At 37.0% G+C, this 18,299-nt stretch carries 17 protein-coding genes and 1 pseudogene; all 18 read right to left on the reverse strand.

Annotated elements, in window-relative coordinates:
- On the reverse strand, window positions 1–897 hold an 897-nt coding region (locus tag BCU12_RS00410), incomplete at its 3' end, for a zinc-binding alcohol dehydrogenase (RefSeq protein WP_133153791.1).
- A complete protein-coding gene (locus BCU12_RS00415; RefSeq protein ID WP_133153787.1) occupies window positions 869–1,624 on the reverse strand; it encodes a hypothetical protein in 756 nt (251 codons plus the stop codon). The genes BCU12_RS00410 and BCU12_RS00415, both read right to left, overlap by 29 nt.
- A gap of 305 nt (window positions 1,625–1,929) precedes the next feature.
- Window positions 1,930–2,904, reverse strand: a complete 975-nt coding sequence (locus tag BCU12_RS00420; protein WP_102402441.1) for a hypothetical protein — start codon at window positions 2,902–2,904, stop codon at window positions 1,930–1,932.
- The gene (locus BCU12_RS00425) at window positions 2,894–3,934 is read right to left on the reverse strand and encodes a hypothetical protein (protein ID WP_102402442.1); all 1,041 of its coding nucleotides are present in this window, start codon (window positions 3,932–3,934) and stop codon (window positions 2,894–2,896) included. Before BCU12_RS00425 ends, BCU12_RS00420 begins: the two co-directional genes overlap by 11 nt.
- Before the next feature lie 498 nt (window positions 3,935–4,432).
- Complete coding sequence (locus tag BCU12_RS00435; protein WP_102402444.1) at window positions 4,433–5,149, reverse strand: HisA/HisF-related TIM barrel protein; 717 nt, start codon at window positions 5,147–5,149, stop codon at window positions 4,433–4,435.
- A complete protein-coding gene (hisH, locus tag BCU12_RS00440; protein WP_102402445.1) occupies window positions 5,146–5,739 on the reverse strand; it encodes an imidazole glycerol phosphate synthase subunit HisH in 594 nt (197 codons plus the stop codon). Before hisH ends, BCU12_RS00435 begins: the two co-directional genes overlap by 4 nt.
- Complete coding sequence (locus BCU12_RS00445) at window positions 5,736–6,812, reverse strand: N-acetyl sugar amidotransferase (protein WP_102402446.1); 1,077 nt, start codon at window positions 6,810–6,812, stop codon at window positions 5,736–5,738. Before BCU12_RS00445 ends, hisH begins: the two co-directional genes overlap by 4 nt.
- Window positions 6,809–7,858 carry a UDP-N-acetylglucosamine 2-epimerase (non-hydrolyzing) gene (wecB, locus tag BCU12_RS00450; RefSeq protein WP_102402447.1) on the reverse strand — a complete coding sequence of 350 codons (1,050 nt, stop codon included), beginning with the start codon at window positions 7,856–7,858 and terminating at the stop codon, window positions 6,809–6,811. The genes BCU12_RS00445 and wecB (BCU12_RS00450) overlap by 4 nt, the downstream gene beginning before the upstream one ends.
- Complete coding sequence (locus BCU12_RS23645; RefSeq protein ID WP_102402448.1) at window positions 7,855–8,412, reverse strand: acyltransferase; 558 nt, start codon at window positions 8,410–8,412, stop codon at window positions 7,855–7,857. The genes wecB (BCU12_RS00450) and BCU12_RS23645 overlap by 4 nt, the downstream gene beginning before the upstream one ends.
- 10 nt (window positions 8,413–8,422) lie before the next feature.
- Window positions 8,423–9,640 carry an oligosaccharide flippase family protein gene (locus BCU12_RS00460; RefSeq protein WP_102402449.1) on the reverse strand — a complete coding sequence of 406 codons (1,218 nt, stop codon included), beginning with the start codon at window positions 9,638–9,640 and terminating at the stop codon, window positions 8,423–8,425.
- The gene (locus BCU12_RS00465; protein ID WP_102402450.1) at window positions 9,640–10,704 is read right to left on the reverse strand and encodes a DegT/DnrJ/EryC1/StrS family aminotransferase; all 1,065 of its coding nucleotides are present in this window, start codon (window positions 10,702–10,704) and stop codon (window positions 9,640–9,642) included. Before BCU12_RS00465 ends, BCU12_RS00460 begins: the two co-directional genes overlap by 1 nt.
- 2 nt (window positions 10,705–10,706) lie before the next feature.
- Entirely contained in the window at window positions 10,707–11,282 is a 576-nt protein-coding gene (locus tag BCU12_RS00470; RefSeq protein WP_277871242.1) for an acyltransferase, read from the reverse strand.
- 33 nt (window positions 11,283–11,315) lie between these two features.
- Window positions 11,316–12,260 (reverse strand): Gfo/Idh/MocA family oxidoreductase, encoded by a 945-nt coding sequence (locus BCU12_RS00475; RefSeq protein WP_102402452.1) that lies wholly within the window; start codon window positions 12,258–12,260, stop codon window positions 11,316–11,318.
- Window positions 12,261–12,273: 13 nt separating this feature from the next.
- Window positions 12,274–13,548, reverse strand: a complete 1,275-nt coding sequence (gene tviB, locus BCU12_RS00480) for a Vi polysaccharide biosynthesis UDP-N-acetylglucosamine C-6 dehydrogenase TviB (RefSeq protein WP_102402453.1) — start codon at window positions 13,546–13,548, stop codon at window positions 12,274–12,276.
- Window positions 13,548–14,804: a UDP-N-acetyl-D-mannosamine dehydrogenase gene (wecC, locus tag BCU12_RS00485; RefSeq protein ID WP_102402454.1), complete on the reverse strand. Its 1,257-nt coding sequence runs from the start codon at window positions 14,802–14,804 to the stop codon at window positions 13,548–13,550. Before wecC ends, tviB begins: the two co-directional genes overlap by 1 nt.
- A gap of 22 nt (window positions 14,805–14,826) precedes the next feature.
- Window positions 14,827–15,951 (reverse strand): UDP-N-acetylglucosamine 2-epimerase (non-hydrolyzing), encoded by a 1,125-nt coding sequence (gene wecB, locus BCU12_RS00490; RefSeq protein WP_102402510.1) that lies wholly within the window; start codon window positions 15,949–15,951, stop codon window positions 14,827–14,829.
- Window positions 15,952–16,044: 93 nt separating this feature from the next.
- A pseudogene (locus tag BCU12_RS00495) lies at window positions 16,045–16,952 on the reverse strand (IS5 family transposase).
- Window positions 16,953–17,128: 176 nt separating this feature from the next.
- Window positions 17,129–18,283: a Wzz/FepE/Etk N-terminal domain-containing protein gene (locus BCU12_RS00500; protein ID WP_241909708.1), complete on the reverse strand. Its 1,155-nt coding sequence runs from the start codon at window positions 18,281–18,283 to the stop codon at window positions 17,129–17,131.
- Window positions 18,284–18,299: the final 16 nt, after the last annotated feature.

Raw genomic sequence — 18,299 nt, forward strand, 5'->3', positions numbered from 1 at the left:
TTCATAATCACTATCATAACGTCCCGCACCGTAAGAACATGACACTTGAAATGTGAGTTCTTTTTCAAAGAAGTCGGAACGTGAAAGCTCTAAGCCAACGACACCCACAAGTACAATGCGTCCCTGTTTTCGACACATTGTCGCGGCTTGAGATACTGGTTCATTTGACTTAGTTGAAGCAGTAATGATTACAGCATCTACACCACGCCCACGAGAAAAAACTTCAGCAACTCTTATTGGGTCTACACCCTGTGATAAATCTACTACTTCCGCTCCTAACATTCGTGCCAAATTACATTTCGAAGAATCGAAATCTATCCCAAGAACCCGACAACCATTTGCCTTCAGCAACTGAACCGTAATTAAGCCAATTAATCCCAGACCGGTAACTACTACACACTCCCCTAATGTAGGTTTAACAAGGCGAATCCCTTGCAGCGCGATTGCACTTAAAACAGTAAATGATGCTTCTTCATCGGACACATTATCCGGCACACGGGCACATAGATTTCTAGGAACTCGTACAACTTCGGCATGGTTCCCGTTAGATACAACTCTACTGCCTGTATCAAATTCAGTGCAACCTGAATCTAACACTTTACCAACATTACAATAACCCAGAGTCAAAGGCTGATCTAGTTTAGATTTTACTGTGTCTATTGTAGTCAACAATCCATCGGTCTTAACCTTATCGTAAACCATCTTAACTTTATCTGGTTGTTGTAATGCTTTATCAATAAAATTAGCTTTACCGAAGTCAATCAACATTCTTTCGGTTCCCGCTGAAACAAGTGTTTTAGATGTTGAAATCAAGATATTGCCCAACTTGGATTGGGGACAGGGTACATCAACGAGAGTAGTCTCACCGTTACTCAGATTTTGCAGTATTTGTCGCATAATTTAATTTCCCAAGGGTATAAAGCAAAGATATAAATAGAATTCTTGGATCTGAAAAGGTTGCCATCGATACTGCACAAAGCAATAATAAAGAATGCAACATCGCTACACAAAAAACACGATGCACGATGGCTTGATATATAAAAGTAAAATGAAGCATTAAAAGGGCTATTAATACAAAAATCCCATGGCGAACAAACACTAGGAGGTATTCAGAGTCAAAAGCCATGTTAAGCTTAGTAATTGGTATTCCTGAAAAGAGCATCTTTAAGTTGTATTCTTCGAGAATAACATCCCAATTTGATAATCTCGCGATAAAAGAGCTTAACGATGAAAATCTTTCAACTAATGACGGGATATCAGCAAATAAAACAAAAAATGAAAAAAATACCGAAATAACAAGGCTATTTTTCAAAGATGTATTATACATAAAGAACACAAGTATAAAGGAGAGAATCACCGTCCTTGAAAGGGTTAAATACAGAAATGCAATAAGGGACAACAAAACAAAATACACGAGAAATTTATTCAAACCTATCAGATCTCGTGATCCGTAAATTATCAAAAAAGAAATAGCATAAAATAACGCAGTGTGATTGGGGTTTCCTAAAAGACCTATATGTCTAGAATAAGCTACATCACCTAAGCTTTCCATGCCAGGGAATAGATAAAGAGAATACAAGCCATAACTTCCTACCCCATAAATATAATTAGTGATAACCATCACGAAATAGACTGACAAGAAAATCACAAGAAATTTCAAAAATCTACTGATGTCGACTGGCTTTATAAAAAAAAACAAAACAACTATAACAACTTTTAGATATTCCCTTAACTCATAAAAAGAAGCGCCATAAAATGCAACATCCAAAAAAAGAAACATCAGAAAAAAACAGAAGAAAACGCATAGGAGCAGTAGTTTCTCTTTATTTAAACTGAAATTAAAGTTAAACAATGCATATAGAAGAGCAAATATATAATGGGGTATGTAGTAGAGACCGAAATGCGGAAAAAATAGAGACAAAGAAGATATCATATATAGTTACCGATACTAAATCCATCTGGTTTAGTGCTTTCTAATTCCTTAGTATTGATTCCATAGTTATTTACCATACTGGCTAAATACCCCATGACTTCTTTATCTATAGGCAAGTTAAAAACCTTAGATCCAAAGGGTCTAGAAATGACTGAAGAGCAATATGATAAGCAATTTAAGCTCATTGCGTCTTGTATTGTAAAACCGTATGAATCCATAGTTGTAGGCCTGAAGTAAACTTTATGCTCAGCCAATAGAAAAAGAAACTTATCTTCCTTCATTTCACTATATACAGTTACATTGCTTAGTTTGTTAGCAATAGATATTATCTTTTCGTGAACTGTGATCTCTGGCTCACCATACAAAACCACTGATATACTAATATCTCGAAATAAATCGTATTGCGCTAGTACTGATTCTAAAAAGGTATCTATGTTATATAGTTTTTTTGCGTAGCCTGCGATAAGGATATCAGATTTTTTCACTGGCAGCGAAAATGTCACATTGGGAGCAATATACACAATATCCTTACAAGTAATGACACCAAACTTTCGATGGAATTCGCTTACATGATTTTCGGTTAAGGAAAGTATCCTTATGCTTTTAATATAAAATAGAAATTTATATAAAAGAAGCATATTCACTTCAGTTGGGTTGCCATTATGGAAGATATACCTTCGATTGCTAGCCTTACCTAATATAAATTCAAGAATGAGAGTTTTAATTGTTGAGAAGTTCAAAAACACAACTTCACTGAACTCATAACGACAAAATCTGGCTATATATAAGTATCGAAAAACTCTATTTATGGTTTTTTTTACTTTATATTTACCTGTTGCTTGCAGCTCATATACAACACCAGTATATGGATCATATATTTCATCTATCTTCTCATTACCAACAAGTCGTGACATATAGCTTGCCACCCCACCAATCTGACCAGAATAGGGACCGACTACTTTAACTTTCAATCAATAGCTCCAATAACTTTGTAGTACTAGTGCGGCTATACCGGCTAACATCAAACTCTTCATATATAAATCGATTATGAGCATGGAGCAAATTCTGAAGCGAATGTCCAAAGTCCATTTCGCTATTCCAAAGTAAAAACGGATAATCAGAAAGATACTCTAACATAACAGAAGATACTTTCCCTGTAGCAGAGATAATCACAATCGGTTTACGCATAGCCATATAGTCAAATAATTTAGTTGTACTCTCAAAGTCAAACCCAGCGACTAATAAAATAGCAATATCATACTGCATCGCGTTTTCAATAAACTCTTTATAAGAAACTAGTCCGTAATTATTAATGTGCGGATGTGATATGGAGTCAGGGCTATACAAATTTAGCTTTGCTTTTTCACCTAAATATCGTAAAAGAGGCTCAATACTCCTACTTGTACTGAACTTTCCTCCATAGAAAAAACTAATAGGCGAGTCGTAATCAATATATTTCTCATTCACAATGTCAAACTGAGTATTATCAAAGCCATTATCAATTACTTTCACATCTTTTGCGTAAATGAGATTAGCACAAACCCTATTCACTGTAATAACGTCTGTCGCACAAAAATTAACAATCTTTTCAAAGGTACTTCGAACATAGTTAATAATTCTCCCCTTTGGATGAAGAGGGTTTTGAGCATAAGGATCACGATAGTCTAAAATGATTTTTTTTGAAAACAACCTTAGTATAGGTGTTACCCAAAAATATAAAAATGGACTTCCAGACAAAAGAATACAGTCATAGCGCCTAATATTGGTAAGTAGTGAATAAAGAATATTGAAACCCCAAAAAAAATTAATAGAACTAGGGAAAGACTTAAAAATATGACCTATACATTTTACTTTTTCGTCATATTGAGCCGCACAACTCTTCTCATTAGTCAATACGTAGACTTCATGTTTTTTTGAGAGCGTTTTAGCCCAGAAAGACACTCGAGCGGCAGCTACTGTTTTACTTGGGTGGTAATGATAATTCACTAGTAATATCTTCATTTTATTCCTTTGGCTGGTACACCAGCTACCACAGAGTCCCTGTAGATTGACTTAGTAACTACAGAGCCAGCCCCTATTACTGAGTTACTGCCAACGTCACTCATCACTATAGAACCACAGCCGACCCAAATATTATCTTCAAGTCTTATAGATACTAAGCCTTGCGGATTTGATAGGTTATGGTGAAAATGTTGGTGTCTGCCGGACAGAAAATGACAGTGCTGTGCTACTTGTACATCATTACCAAATGAACAAGAGGCTATAGTTGTATTAACACCAAACCTTACGTTATCGCCAATAGAAATATTCTTGTCAGTTAGAATAACCCCATACGAAAACTTAACTTTATTACCAAGGCTATTAAGTTGACTTTTATAATACAGGTATCTTAACTGTTCTCCAAAAATCACGTGCTTTGACAAAATACACGAAACTTTATAAAAACCCAAAAATCTAGTTAGCATTATATGCAACCAAACCACTGGGTAGAGGAAGAGATTAAGAAAATTTAGGCTTATTGATGAGAACCGCATCGTGCTTCCCCTTAAAGACAAATGCTCTACCGCATACCACGCCATCCAAGGATGTGCTTCTTATGATCTCAAAATCCGTTTGGTGATTAACACCGCCAGAGTAATGGATAAGCGCTTTAAAACTGCGACTATCTAACATTTTAACAAGTTTTACATCTGGCCCACCATCAATACCCTCATAAGAAACTGAGTTAAATATCATGTCGCCTACATCTATCCTAGAGAGAACATCTAGAATATGTTCCAGATCTTTCACACGAGTTCTGAGCTTGTTATATGCAACATAGTAGCGACCAAAAAAGTCTCTCTGCACATTAATAACCAAACTCACACTTTGCGAGCCTAAAGTGTCAATAATTCGATTCATTTCATCTAGATCAGAAAAATATAAACTATTTAGAGCTACTTTCTCAAAACCGGATTTAATCACTTTCTTTGCTATATTGAGGCTGTCGATATTCCCAGCATAAGTCAAAGGCATAAAAGTCTGCTCAGCAACTTTATCTAATAATTCAAAATCGATAGTGTCTCCAATATTGGATATAATAAGTTCATCAACTTCTAGTTCATTAAATAGTTTTACAGTATTTAGTAGATCACCAACGTACTTATGCTTGTCGAATTTTCGTCCCTTAACAGCATAATTACCTTGATACAATACATTAGGAATTATTCGCTTCATTTATGTAACTCAATAAAATTCTTCAGTAATTTCAGGCCATATTTGTGGCTTTTCTCAGGATGAAACTGAACTCCAAAAACATTCCCCCTAGATACACCGCACACAAAGTCCTCACCATTATACTGAGAAATAAGATCCTCTTCAGACTTGAAAGTAGAAGGCAGATAATAAGAGTGGACAAAATAATACCTAGGTTTATCAATCATTGTAGTCAACGGGGAACATCCGGATATACTCCGCCACCCCATATTTACTTTTTTCGACTCAAACCTTCTAAAGAAGCCTTTCTCAATAGAAAGCCCTTGAAGCTTCCCCTCTTCTGAGCCTTCAAAAAGAAGTTGAAAGCCGAGACAAATACCTATAATTGGGGTCCCTGAAGATACCTTATTACGTATACAAATATCTAAGCCATTAGCTTTCAGCGATGAAATCGCCACATCATAACTCCCAACCCCTGGAAGAATTATTATATCAGCACTAAAAACATCTCTTACTTCATTACTAACAATAGAGTCAAACCCTATATAGCTCAGTGCATTCCGAACAGATTTGATGTTGGAACAGCCATAATCAACTATTACAATATTCACGAAAACTTCCTATATAGCTTGTAGAATATAGTATCAAAGTCACTTTTTATTGCTGAAGAAAGTGTTTTGCTACCTATAAGTTTGCGAAAACCTTCTACACTATAACCAAGCTTATCAGCTACAAATTTTTCGTTGTTAACTATACTTTCATCATATGGCTTTTCTTTCAAAATTTCTAATGCATCTTCTTTCTCAATCTGTCCTGTTTGTATCAAATTTGACAAGTGAGCTTTTCTCTTATCGATACCGAAATAATTATACAAATAGTAACTTTGAAAATACTTAGTTAATTTACTTTCAAAATGCTTACCACCATAATCCTTCCAATCGAATTCATCTTTCAATATTTCTTGAACTGAAAACTGATTGTAATCAACAAAATACAGTGGTCGGTAATCTTTAATATTCTTGATTTTTTTATAGTAGAACTTCTTCAACTTTGAGTAGGTTGGATATTTCTTTAGCTTTTCTCCAGTATAGCTTTCAAATACACTTGAAATAAACATTTTGTCATCACTATTCATGGACCAGTTTCTAGGTAAAGTAAACTCAGTCCAAATGTTGTGCCCACTCAAAATGCTCTTAATCCCAAATTTACTTGCAAGCATGTGAAGTACAGGAGGAAACACGTGGTCCTGAGGGATATCACAGTCTAGAATTTTATAAGCAAAAAATGCTTCTTGGAGTTTCGCCATCTCATTCCAATCAATAACATGAGTATATAGATCTAAATCATATTTATTAACAATCTTATTTATGTTACTAACTGACTCTTTAGTATTCCAACCAGTATCAACATGAACAAGTAAAGGGTTTATTCCATTTTCAACGGCCAAGTATACCAAATAACTAGAATCAACACCTCCGCTAACCCCTATAATACAGTCATATTCAGAGCTATTTGATTTATTCCTTATTTCATTGAAAATGAGTTCTAATTTTTGGGACTTGTCACTCACGTCGTATCTAGAAATCTCAATTTCGATTTTTCTACAATATGAACACACTCCATCATCATCAAATTCAATATCCTCTATTTCAGAGGTCAATACACATTTTCGACATTCAATCATAGGTTTTCCTCCAAGAAGTCGGCTATCTTCTTAGATGTATCACCAACACCATAGATAGATGAGCTTTCAGGGATATCAACAATATGCTCTAAATCGATACTATCTTGCGTTTGTACGAGAACATTGAAACTTCTATTCGTCAACTCAACCCACTCTGTTTCATTACGTAAAGTGAAACAGAATTTCCCTGCAAAGTAAGCTTCTTTTTGCAAACCACCGCTATCAGTTACAATAAATTCAGAGTGCTCAATAAGCCAACCAAATTCGAAATATCCCATTGGGTCAACAACTAGTACATTGGCGTGAAGTTCAATATTACACTCTTCAATTAATTTCTTCGTTCTTGGGTGAACAGGAAATACGACACGAATGCTTCGAGACAAAGCATTAACTTGTTCAATCCTTTTTCTAAGAATTTTCGCGTCGTCAGTATTCTCTTGTCGATGCAATGTTAGAAGGCAATATCTATCTTCTATTACAATACTTGGCTTAGTGAAAAAATTTCTATACGACAAATAGCAGTCGTACATTATATCACCATAGTCTCTAATCTTACTACCATCAATCCCTTCATCAATGAGGTTGCTAACACCTTCATTTGAAGATGTAAAAAGTAAATCTGATACCCTATCCGTCACAATTCGGTTTATTTCCTCTGGCATATTATTATTAAAAGACCTCAAACCTGCCTCGACATGAATCAATCGAATACACAATTTTTTGGCTGTTATAGCAGCCGCTAGCGTGCTGTCGGTATCACCGAAAACGCACACAGCATCAGGAGCTTCATTTATAAATATTTCTTCTAGTCCCACCATCATCTTAGACGTGTTTTCAGCATGACTACCTCCTCCACAAGATAGACTATACTGAGGCTTCGAAATATCTAGCTGTTCAAAAAAAATCTTCGACATTTGATAATCGTAGTGCTGCCCTGTATGAACTAATATATGCTCAATCGTGGATTTTTCTTTAAGCGCTGAACTGAATGCCGCGGCTTTTACAAATTGGGGCCTAGCACCAATAACTGTGATTAGTTTTTTCATTTTTCTATTTTTTCATAACCTATATAAAGATGCTGATTAGTAAACTTTATTACTTCATGCCTTTCCATATTGCGGATTTTTTTTGCAGGATTACCTGCAATTACGCAGTAACCATCAGCAAATGACTTAGTCACCACTGAGCCTGCGCCTACAATTGTATGATCGCCAAGAGTAACTCCAGGCAGTATAACTGAGTTCATACCAATCCAACAGTACTCACCAATTGCTGTCTCCTTCTGGTAGTGGACCCTTGTATCATTCAAATCATGGTTAGCAGAAATAATACCGACATTCGAAGCAATTTGCGTGTAGTTCCCAATCTTAATCTTACCAATCCCTTGTATATAACACCCTGGCATATAACCAGGGTTAACATCTATTCCAATAGAAACATTTTCCCAGCCAGTCACTATAGATGTATGATGAACAGGCCAAGGTACCGACCTATTACGAGTAACCTTTTGTAGCAAAGCCATTTTTAGTTTTATTGGCGTTTGATAATCTTTAGTTTCTTTAATAGATCGAGATAGCTTATTAAATATAAATCCGAACATAATATACGTGTCATTTACCTTCAGTTAAACGAAAACATACTATCCAATAGAGTATATATATCAGTGAGCCTCCCAAGGAGTAAATATACAGCATTTGGATAATATCAATTCCTCTCCATAGTAAAATAATGGAAATCGTAGTAGATAGTAGGTAGGCCAATTGTAATAGCATATCTAACTTTTGCTTTTCAAATATATATAAAACAAAACTCACTGGACTGACTATGAACTTGAAAAACAACATAGGAACCAATATAGTTGCATATACACCAGATTCTTTCCAAGCATTGCCAAACACAAATTCAAATATTTCGGCCCCAAAGAATAGAAGCAATGAGAATGGTATCAAACCTAGAACAAAAAGAGAAAAAGACACTTTAAAAAATAGCTTTCTAATTGACCCTTCTTTCTTTGCTACAATAGCTTGCTTTTTAAAAACCACACCTACAGACTGAGAAATTAAATTTATCGGCATTAGCATTACACGTGAAGTAAATGAAAAATACCCTAGAATTTGAGAGTTGGTTAATTTACCTAAAGACAAATTTGGTAATTGAAGAGATAGCAAATTAAATAACGAAGATGGCACATCAAACTTAGGAAAGTTACTGTATTTCTTAAGCATAGCGTAAATACTGCTTAAATCAATTTCCTCCTTGGGCTCACATTTCATAAAAGACCACATGTAAGCCACGCCAAGTAGCATACCTAGCAAAGCCCCTAGTAATAAACCATTAGCACCAACACCCCAAAAGCCTAGTATAATCTGAGAGAGAATAGTCGAAATTGAGATTATCACCTTATTTTTCCCAATGCATTTAAAGCTAGCCTTGACTATTGCCATATTCAAAGTGACATTTGTCAAACAAGTCAAAGTTAATATAGGGGGAATAAAGTAAGCAAACAACACTTCGTTCTTTTGGCCTGAAAGGCTTATTATCTCATCGCCAAAGAAAGCGACGAAGACAAAAGAAATCAAAAACCAAAGTATAGACAGGAACAAACATACTTTTTTCAAGCCTGCTATATGAGGTATTTCCGCAACAACTATCGCATTTTCTAAGCGGAGCATTACCAAAGGGCTAATAACAGCCACAACCGTCATGGTAAATATGTAAATTCCAAAATCAACGGGAGTATAAAGCCTAGATAACAATGGTGAAGATATAATAAGTAAAACTTGACTGAGTGTTGTTGCAGATAGTACAGCAGCAATACTACGTAACATTACATATACCCATGCATAGGCAGACTAAAAACAGTGTCGGAAAGACGCTCTGCTATTGGAAAATCCCCCCTCTTATAGCCCAGTTTATAAAAAGCGGTTTGCTCATGCATGCAAGTTCTATAGTACACCATTGTTGGTATACCTAGCTCCCTATACTTCGCGATTTCTAAGGACCTATCCTCTACTATAAGAGTATATTGAGCCCAAGAACTCGTATACCCCTTTGGCACCAGCGGCGTTTTGTATACACTCTCAAGCTCACTTGTATACTTATCAGCCACTCTATTCCGACTAATTAACTCTTGAGGAAAAGCGGACAATTTCTCCAAAAGTATCGCTGCTTGTATTGTATCTAGGCGAGAGTTCATTCCAATACGTATATTATCGTACTTGTCCGTACCTTTTCCATGAACACGATAAGAGCGTAATAACGCTGCATATTCATCATTATTGGTAAATAGCGCACCTCCATCACCATAACAGCCTAATGGTTTAGCGGGAAAGAAACTAGTCGTAGCAATGTCACCAAAGCTACCCGCTTTCTTACCATTAATTGAACCGCCAAAACCCTGTGCAGCATCCTCTATTACTTTTAGGTTATACTTAGCCGCTATACGTTCAATTTCAGGGTAATTGGCAGGTAAACCAAACAAGTCAACAGCAATGATAGCTTTTGGCTTTAACTTACCGGCTTCGATAACATTGATGATTTGTTTCTCTAATGCAGCTGGACAAATGTTAAATGTTTGCTCATCAGAGTCAACGAAAACAGGAGTTGCACTTGCAAATGAAACTGCTTCCGCTGTTGCAAAGAAAGTAAAAGTGGGACAGAAAACTGCATCCCCTTTTTTAATATCTAACACCATCATACAAAGTGTTAATGCATCAGTACCATTAGCGCAGGTAATCGCATGTTTAACACCCACGTATTCAGCTAACTTAGCTTCTAACTCAAATACTTCCGGCCCCATAATATATTTACCATGGCTTAGAACCGTTTTAATGCGTTTGTCTATCTCTTCTTTTAAATGCTGATACTGTGCAGCTAAATCTATAAATTGCATGACTATTTATCTTCTAAGCGAGTAAGAGTTTCACCATCAAGCACATAAGTTTCATTGGTAAATGGACAAACCGTCGTCGCGTTACCAGTAAGAGGCAAATCTAGAGCTTCACCATAAGCACTCATCCAACCAATCTGTTTTGCTGGCACACCAACCATCAATGCAAATGATTTTACATCTTTATTAACAACAGTACCCGCACCAATAAATGCATACTCGTTAATCGTAATACCACAAACAACGGTACAGTTAGCCCCCAATGTTACGCCTTTTTTTACGATAGTGTCACGATATTCATCTTTACGTTCTATCAAAGAGCGGGGATTATAAACATTGGTAAACACCATGCTTGGTCCACAGAAAACGCCTTCTCCAAGATGTACATTATCGTAAACTGAAACGTTATTTTGTATTTTGCATTTATCACCGATAGTTACTTTATTGCCAACAAATACATTTTGCCCCAGTGATACGCCTTTACCAATTTGAGCTCCACCACAAACATGTGCCCAATGCCAAACACGTGACTCATCACCAATAACCGCACCATCATCAACAATCGCAGTTTCATGCTTCATAAAGCCCATATAGTTACTCGCTCTATCTTTGACTTAAAGTAATTTTGACATCAGAAAATGATAATGCTCAGGATTTGCAACAATTTTTTGGTCACGAATTTTTTCAACCGTTTCGATTGCAGTTCTATTTTCTTCCAAGCCATAACCGTTGCCTGCAAGCACATTTTCATAGCTTTGCGTGTGTAAATCAGTAAAACCACCCGAGAATTCAAGCTCTTCATCACCAATCACAATGCTACGATAAGTTTTCTTTTCACCTTGTACCGCATTCTTTGGAAGGTTATTCGCATCAATTGACAGGAACCACTTAACACGTGCGCGCTCATACTCTAAGTATCCTGAAACTGTTTGCTCATCTTTATAATGGACTTCATTGGTTTTAATATCACCAAATATAAAGTGCAGCATATCAAAGAAGTGCACACCTACATTAGAGGCAACACCACCAGACTTCTCATTTACTCCTTTCCAAGACTTAAGGTACCATTTACCACGAGATGTCATGTAAGTTAGCTCAACATCGAACACTTCATCTTTAGGAGCACTTTGTACTTTTTCACGCAGTGCGACAATTGAAGGGTGCAAACGAAGCTGAAGAATACTGTTTACTTTTGCACCATACTTTTCTTCATACCGCTTTAAAATATCAATATCCGAAGAAGTTAATACCAATGGTTTTTCACAAATAACATCAATACCATTTTTAAGGGCAAACTTCATTTGCGGTGCATGTAGGTGGTTTGGTGAACAAATAGAAATGTAATCTAACTTGTTACCTTTTAAAGCTTCGTCTTCAACAAAAGCAGCAAAGTCTTCAAATTCAGTAAAGAACTCTGACTCAGGAAAGTGCATATCCATAATACCAACAGAGTCATTAACATCCATTGCCACCACTAAGTCATTTCCAGTATCTTTAATCGCATTGAGGTGCCGAGGGGCGATGTAACCGGCGGTGCCAATAAGTGCAAACTTTTTCATTTTTCTCAACTCCTTACAATCTGATATCTGATTCATTCGGCGCTAACACATGCTTTACATCGTACAAAACATGCTCAGACTTCCCAAGAGCGCGTAACTTACTTTCACCCATATCTTTAAATTCACTGTGATCAACGGCGAGTACCACAGCATCGTATTTTCCATCTTCTAAATCATCAATTAGATCTATACCGTACTCATGTCCCACTTCTTCGCTAGAAGCCCAGCCATCATAAACATCAACCGCCATATTGAAATCTTTAAGTTCTTTGACGATATCAATAATCTTAGTGTTACGCACATCTGGGCAATCACCTTTAAAAGTAAAACCTAAAATAAGTACTTTAGCTTCATCGATATGAATTTTTTTACTCGCTAACTTCTTAACGAGTTGTGTCGCAACATACTCTCCCATGCCGTCATTAATACGACGTCCCGCTAGAATCACTTCAGGGCGGTAACCAACCTCTTGCGCTTTATGGGTTAGGTAATATGGGTCAACACTAATACAGTGACCACCAACCAAACCAGGTTTAAATGGTAAAAAGTTCCATTTAGTGCCTGCTGCTTTTAAAACCTCTTCAGTATCAATATCAAGCTTATTAAAAATCTTGGCAAACTCATTGATAATTGCAATATTCAAATCACGCTGAGTATTCTCAATCACTTTAGCGGCTTCTGCTACTTTAATAGATGATGCTTTATGTGTACCTGCTGTTATAATCGAAGCATAAAGATTGTCAATAACACTAGCTATCTTAGGTGTAGACCCAGCGGTTATTTTCATAATTGTAGTGAGTCTATTGGTTTTATCACCAGGGTTGATTCGCTCTGGCGAGTACCCTGCGAAAAAACCTTCATTTAATTTCAGCCCTGATAACTTCTCTATGATAGGGAGGCAGACCTCTTCAGTTGCACCTGGATATACTGTCGACTCATAAATTACTGTATCACCTTGAGATATAACTTTTGCTATCGCTTCTGAAGCCCTTATTAAAGGATTTAAATCTGGGGTATTTTCATCCGTAATTGGAGTGGGTACTGTTACTATATAGAAATTGTAGTCTTCTATCTCTTCTAATTTACTAGTGTATTTTAACAATTTTGCAGATAAAAGCTCTTCTGATGTGCATTCAAGAGTAGAATCTACTCCTTCGTTCAGCTCTTGAACCCTCACTTCGTTTATATCAAAACCAATAGTGTCGTATTTCTTTCCAAACTCTACAGCTAATGGCAAACCTACATAGCCTTGGCCAATAATGGCTATCCTAATTTCATTAATATTCATTATTGCCAAATACCTTTTGTATCAATGATTATTTTATTTTCCACTTGATCCTTTTGGATAAGTTTAAACTCTTTATGGTCAACTAAGACAGATATAATATTGGCCCGTTCTATAGCTTGCTCGATATTTACTAACTCAATATTTAAAGTACTCAAATCTACTGGTAATATATTAATATTTGGCTCAACTACAATAATTTTCCCCAGCTGTTCTGTTGCCAGCTTTTTCACTATTTGAACCGCGGGACTTTCTCTTAAGTCATCAATATCAGCTTTAAATGATAAGCCAAGGCAAGCGATAGTCGGCTCATCTATCCCACTAGCAAGTTTTGTAATCTTGCTAGTCACATAATTAGGCTTTGAATCATTAGTAATTCTAGCTTGCTTTATGATATTGGACTTTTCTGGGCAACTATCAACTATAAACCAAGGGTCTACTGCAATGCAGTGACCTCCAACCCCAGGACCTGGTTGTAAGATATTTACTCTAGGGTGTCGATTCGCAAGCCTGATCAACTCCCAAACATCAATATCTAGGTCATCACAGATTAAAGATAATTCATTTGCAAACGCAATCTGCACATCACGGCAGCTATTCTCCGTTAATTTTGCCATTTCCGCAGTTCTAGCGTTGGTAACAACACAATCCCCTTGAACAAAAGACTTATACAATTCAATTGAACGCATAGAACACTTGCGAGTAAGCCCACCAATAACCCTATCATTATCTACTAGCTCTCTTACTACATGACCAGGTAAAACTCGCTCAGGACAATGCGCAACATTGACGTCAGCAAGTTCCCCATGAGTTTGTGGGAATGTCAGATCTGATCGGGCTTGCGCCAACCATTCCGCCATTTTCTCAGTTGTGCCTACAGGGGAGGTTGACTCTAAAATAACCAAGTTACCTTTTCGTAGTACCGGAGCAATTGCCTTGCTCGCAGCTTCAATGTAAGAAAGATCCGGAGAAGGAGCTTCACCTTCATCGCACGGTAAAAAAGGAGTTGGAACTGCAATTAAAAAAGCATCAGCAACTTCAGGCACTGTCACTGCCTTGAAATAACCTTCTTTTACTACTGCATTTACAATTATATCTAGTTCAGGTTCTACGATATGAATTTTACCTTGATTGATAGTGTCGACAGCATGTTGGTTAATGTCTACACCAATTACTTTTTTCTTACGTGATGCAAACATCGCTGCAGTTGGTAGACCGATATATCCAAGCCCTATAACTGATACCGTTTCAAAAGACATATATACTTCTCATTTAATTAAATCATTTTGCTAGGATATCTAAAATTCGTCGACAAGCTAACCCATCACCATAAGGATTATGGGCGAAACTCATATCTTTATATGCTTGTTCGTCTTTTAGTAACGTAGTTAATTCTGTAACAATTCTCTGCATATTGGTACCGACCAACTTTACAGTGCCAGCTTCAACAGCCTCAGGTCGCTCTGTAGTATCCCTCATCACTAACACGGGCTTGCCTAAGGAGGGAGCTTCCTCTTGGATACCGCCAGAATCAGTTAGAATTACATGAGCTCTATTCATCAAATAAATAAATGGTAAATATTGCAGAGGTTCGATCAAATACACATTCCCGATACGAGACAAAATTCTATTTACAGGTTCACGAACGTTAGGGTTTAAATGCATTGGGTAAACTATTTGAACATCTGGGTTGTCCTGAGCAACATAAGCTAAGGCTTCACATATACGCTCAAAACCATCGCCAAAACTCTCCCTTCGGTGACCAGTAACCAAAATTAGTTTTCTACTCTCATCAAGAAAAGGAAGTTGAATAGATAATTCACTCTGTAACCTTCTACTAGATTCAAGTTTTTCTTTAACCATTAACAACGCATCAATAACAGTATTCCCCGTAATAAATATGCGGCTGCTATCAAAGTTTTCTTTTAATAAATTATGTTCAGATGTTTTAGTTGGTGCGAAGTGGTAGTGAGTGAGAACTCCAGTTAATCTGCGATTTGCCTCCTCTGGCCAAGGAGCATAAATATTACCAGTTCTTAGCCCAGCCTCTACATGCCCTACTGGAATCTGCTCATAGTAAGCCGCGAGACTAGCTCCAAAGGTCGTAGCAGTATCACCATGAACCAATACGATATCTGGTTCAAAATCTGTCAATACGGGTTTAAACTCCTGAACTACACGGGCTGTAATACCATTAAGTGACTGTCCAAGCTCCATGAGGTCAAGATCATAATCAGGTATTATGTCAAACAACTCCAAAACTTGATCTAACATCTCCCTATGCTGTGCTGTTACACAACATTTAGCAATAAACCGTTCATCTTTATTTAATGCAGTAACTAAAGGAGCCATTTTAATTGCTTCTGGTCGAGTACCGAATACGACGAGAATTTTTTTAAAACCCATAACAAGACATCTCTTCAATAATAATTTTACTATTTTATAGGCGTTGTTGATCAAATCAGCTTGAAGATCAACGACACCATACATCGCTAGCCGTTAGCTTCTAACGGGTATACCTAGTCCTATGACTTTATTAATCGCTTTGACATTCGCCATGATTTAGCCCACTTGAGCGTTGTAACATCTAAAGCCAATTTACCGCTTGTTAGTCCTTTATATCGGGGTATCGCGGTCTCAGATATTGAACGAGAGTGATAACCAGACTCAGTTTTCCACTCCGCTATCGTTCCATTTTTCAGCGCTGTTACCGCCTCATTTCTGGGATGCCCGTCTTCCCAAAGAGCTGTAGTCTTTCGAGGCGGTAACAACGGAGCACAGCCTTTATTTTTCAGAGTCTCGTGGCAGTTTTTTGTGTCATATGCTCCATCGGCAGATACGGCAGCGACCTTTCTGCGTTGTGGGTTGAGTAACGTCGGTAACACTTCACTATCGCCAACATTGACAAGACTGATTTCCGCACTAATAGCTTCGTGGGTATCCACGTCTACACCTAAGTGCAGTTTGCGCCATGTTCTACGTTTTTCTACACCATGCTTTTTCACTTTCCACTCACCCTCTCCAAAGACTTTAAGGCCAGTCGAATCAATAGCTATATGGCGAATAGTCCCTCTAGATTTATTGGGATATTTGACCTGAACTGTCTTCGGTCGTTTACTGATACAGGTGTAGTCAGGGGACGTGAGTGGAACATCCAATAACTCAAAGATAGAGTCGATAAAGCCTTGAAGAGCCCGTAATGGAAGAGAGAAGATGCCCTTAATCATCAAGGCAGTTTCAATCGCTGTATCAGAGTACTGAAAGCCTCTCCCACTCTTGCCATGATGGGGTTTGCATTGCCATGCATCTACGGCTGAATCATCTATCCAAAACGTAACCGAACCCCGTTCACAAAGAGCCTTATTGTACTTCGCCCAGTTAGCTATCTTCTTCTTCGCTTTACCCATGTCACCACCGTTCCAACCACTTCAAATGTTCAGATCGCAGGACGTGGATAGGCAACAACGCGTATTTTATATAAAAAAATGGATAGCTATGACAAGCCGAATACAATCACTTTAAATAAATTAATTCAATATTATCATGCATCTAAATGAAAAATTTAATACTAAAGTAAAAAAACCTAGGTAACCACAACACTAAATTGATCGTCACTTCTAGCGAAACTCCTTATAAGGGATATTCCTGAACCAAAAACAATTCCAAATATAGCACCTAATAAAACGAGAAGTGTACGCTTTGGTTTATCTCTATACTCAGGTTCTTGAGGCTCCTCTAAATAGCGAAAAGTTCCAAATTGAACTGTTCTATTGATTTGAGTGCTACTTAATAGATCTAGCTTTGAATTGATCTGTTGGATTCTTGGTTCTATCACACTCAAATTATTAACTTTTTTTAACGCTTCAATTTTTGCTTCCAAAGCTTTGCTGCCCAAACTTATAGAAAAGAGTTCATTATCTCCTGAACTTTGATATGGATGGATCACATTGGCTGCTTCTGCTATCTTCAAGGCGTACTCTGCTCTGCGCGTTTCGACTTCAAGCTTTTGTTTAGCATGAAGACCAAGAACAGATTTTTTCTGTAATAATTCATTCTTTTTACTAGTAATATTTGCCTGTAAATTCAACAGAAGATCCTGCTGAATAACTTGCGAGATGAACGATATATAATCCTGGAGCATTTTATAACTATCTAGCTTGGTTGTTGCTTGCATTGATAGATCATAAATAAACTCCTCTGTCTTATCTGCCTTTCTTGCGCTCAAACGACTGAACCATTTATTATATAAATGAGTGGTTACATTCTCCTGGCCACCAGATTTTTTGATATCTAGATTAGACTTAAATTCTTGAAAGACTTGATTATTTTCCAAAAATGTTCTTTTATTCTTATTTGAGTTAAAAGCTGTAATGAATCCCTTGAAAAGAGCTTCTCGATCTACTAAGTCATCCAAATTCTCTCCAACAAGAACCGTGCCATCTTCTTGATATAGATCAAACACAGGCTGAAATTGCTTCACTTGCAATTGATATTGAGAGTAATCTTGAGCTTGGGGTAGTGTTACTTTTGCATTACTACTCCACCACTCTTGGGCGAATAGTGTATACAAGATGGTACTCAATGCGAATATCATTGTAGTGACCAAAATAATGTACTTTCCCTGCCACAGCACTTCAAGTAATTCTCGAAGACCCATAGGTTCTCTAATTGGCCTGTTATAGCCATTGGGTATATCAGGAAATTCATTTGATGTATGGTTTGACGAGGGATGAGTCACTGTGTTTCCTTACTTA

The sequence above is a fragment of the Vibrio sp. 10N.261.55.A7 genome (genome assembly GCF_002877365.1).
Taxonomy (GTDB): domain Bacteria; phylum Pseudomonadota; class Gammaproteobacteria; order Enterobacterales; family Vibrionaceae; genus Vibrio.

What these genes read in the sequence shown, in the direction of transcription:
- BCU12_RS00425 (WP_102402442.1), bottom strand. Translation starts at nt 3,934, where the DNA reads ATGAAGATATTACTAGTGAATTATCATTACCACCCAAGTAAAACAGTA.
- BCU12_RS00435 (WP_102402444.1), bottom strand. Translation starts at nt 5,149, where the DNA reads ATGAAGCGAATAATTCCTAATGTATTGTATCAAGGTAATTATGCTGTT.
- BCU12_RS00445 (WP_102402446.1), bottom strand. Translation starts at nt 6,812, where the DNA reads ATGATTGAATGTCGAAAATGTGTATTGACCTCTGAAATAGAGGATATT.
- wecB (WP_102402447.1), bottom strand. Translation starts at nt 7,858, where the DNA reads ATGAAAAAACTAATCACAGTTATTGGTGCTAGGCCCCAATTTGTAAAA.
- BCU12_RS23645 (WP_102402448.1), bottom strand. Translation starts at nt 8,412, where the DNA reads ATGTTCGGATTTATATTTAATAAGCTATCTCGATCTATTAAAGAAACT.
- BCU12_RS00460 (WP_102402449.1), bottom strand. Translation starts at nt 9,640, where the DNA reads ATGTTACGTAGTATTGCTGCTGTACTATCTGCAACAACACTCAGTCAA.
- BCU12_RS00465 (WP_102402450.1), bottom strand. Translation starts at nt 10,704, where the DNA reads ATGCAATTTATAGATTTAGCTGCACAGTATCAGCATTTAAAAGAAGAG.
- BCU12_RS00470 (WP_277871242.1), bottom strand. Translation starts at nt 11,282, where the DNA reads ATGAAGCATGAAACTGCGATTGTTGATGATGGTGCGGTTATTGGTGAT.
- BCU12_RS00475 (WP_102402452.1), bottom strand. Translation starts at nt 12,260, where the DNA reads ATGAAAAAGTTTGCACTTATTGGCACCGCCGGTTACATCGCCCCTCGG.
- tviB (WP_102402453.1), bottom strand. Translation starts at nt 13,548, where the DNA reads ATGAATATTAATGAAATTAGGATAGCCATTATTGGCCAAGGCTATGTA.
- wecC (WP_102402454.1), bottom strand. Translation starts at nt 14,804, where the DNA reads ATGTCTTTTGAAACGGTATCAGTTATAGGGCTTGGATATATCGGTCTA.
- wecB (WP_102402510.1), bottom strand. Translation starts at nt 15,951, where the DNA reads ATGGGTTTTAAAAAAATTCTCGTCGTATTCGGTACTCGACCAGAAGCA.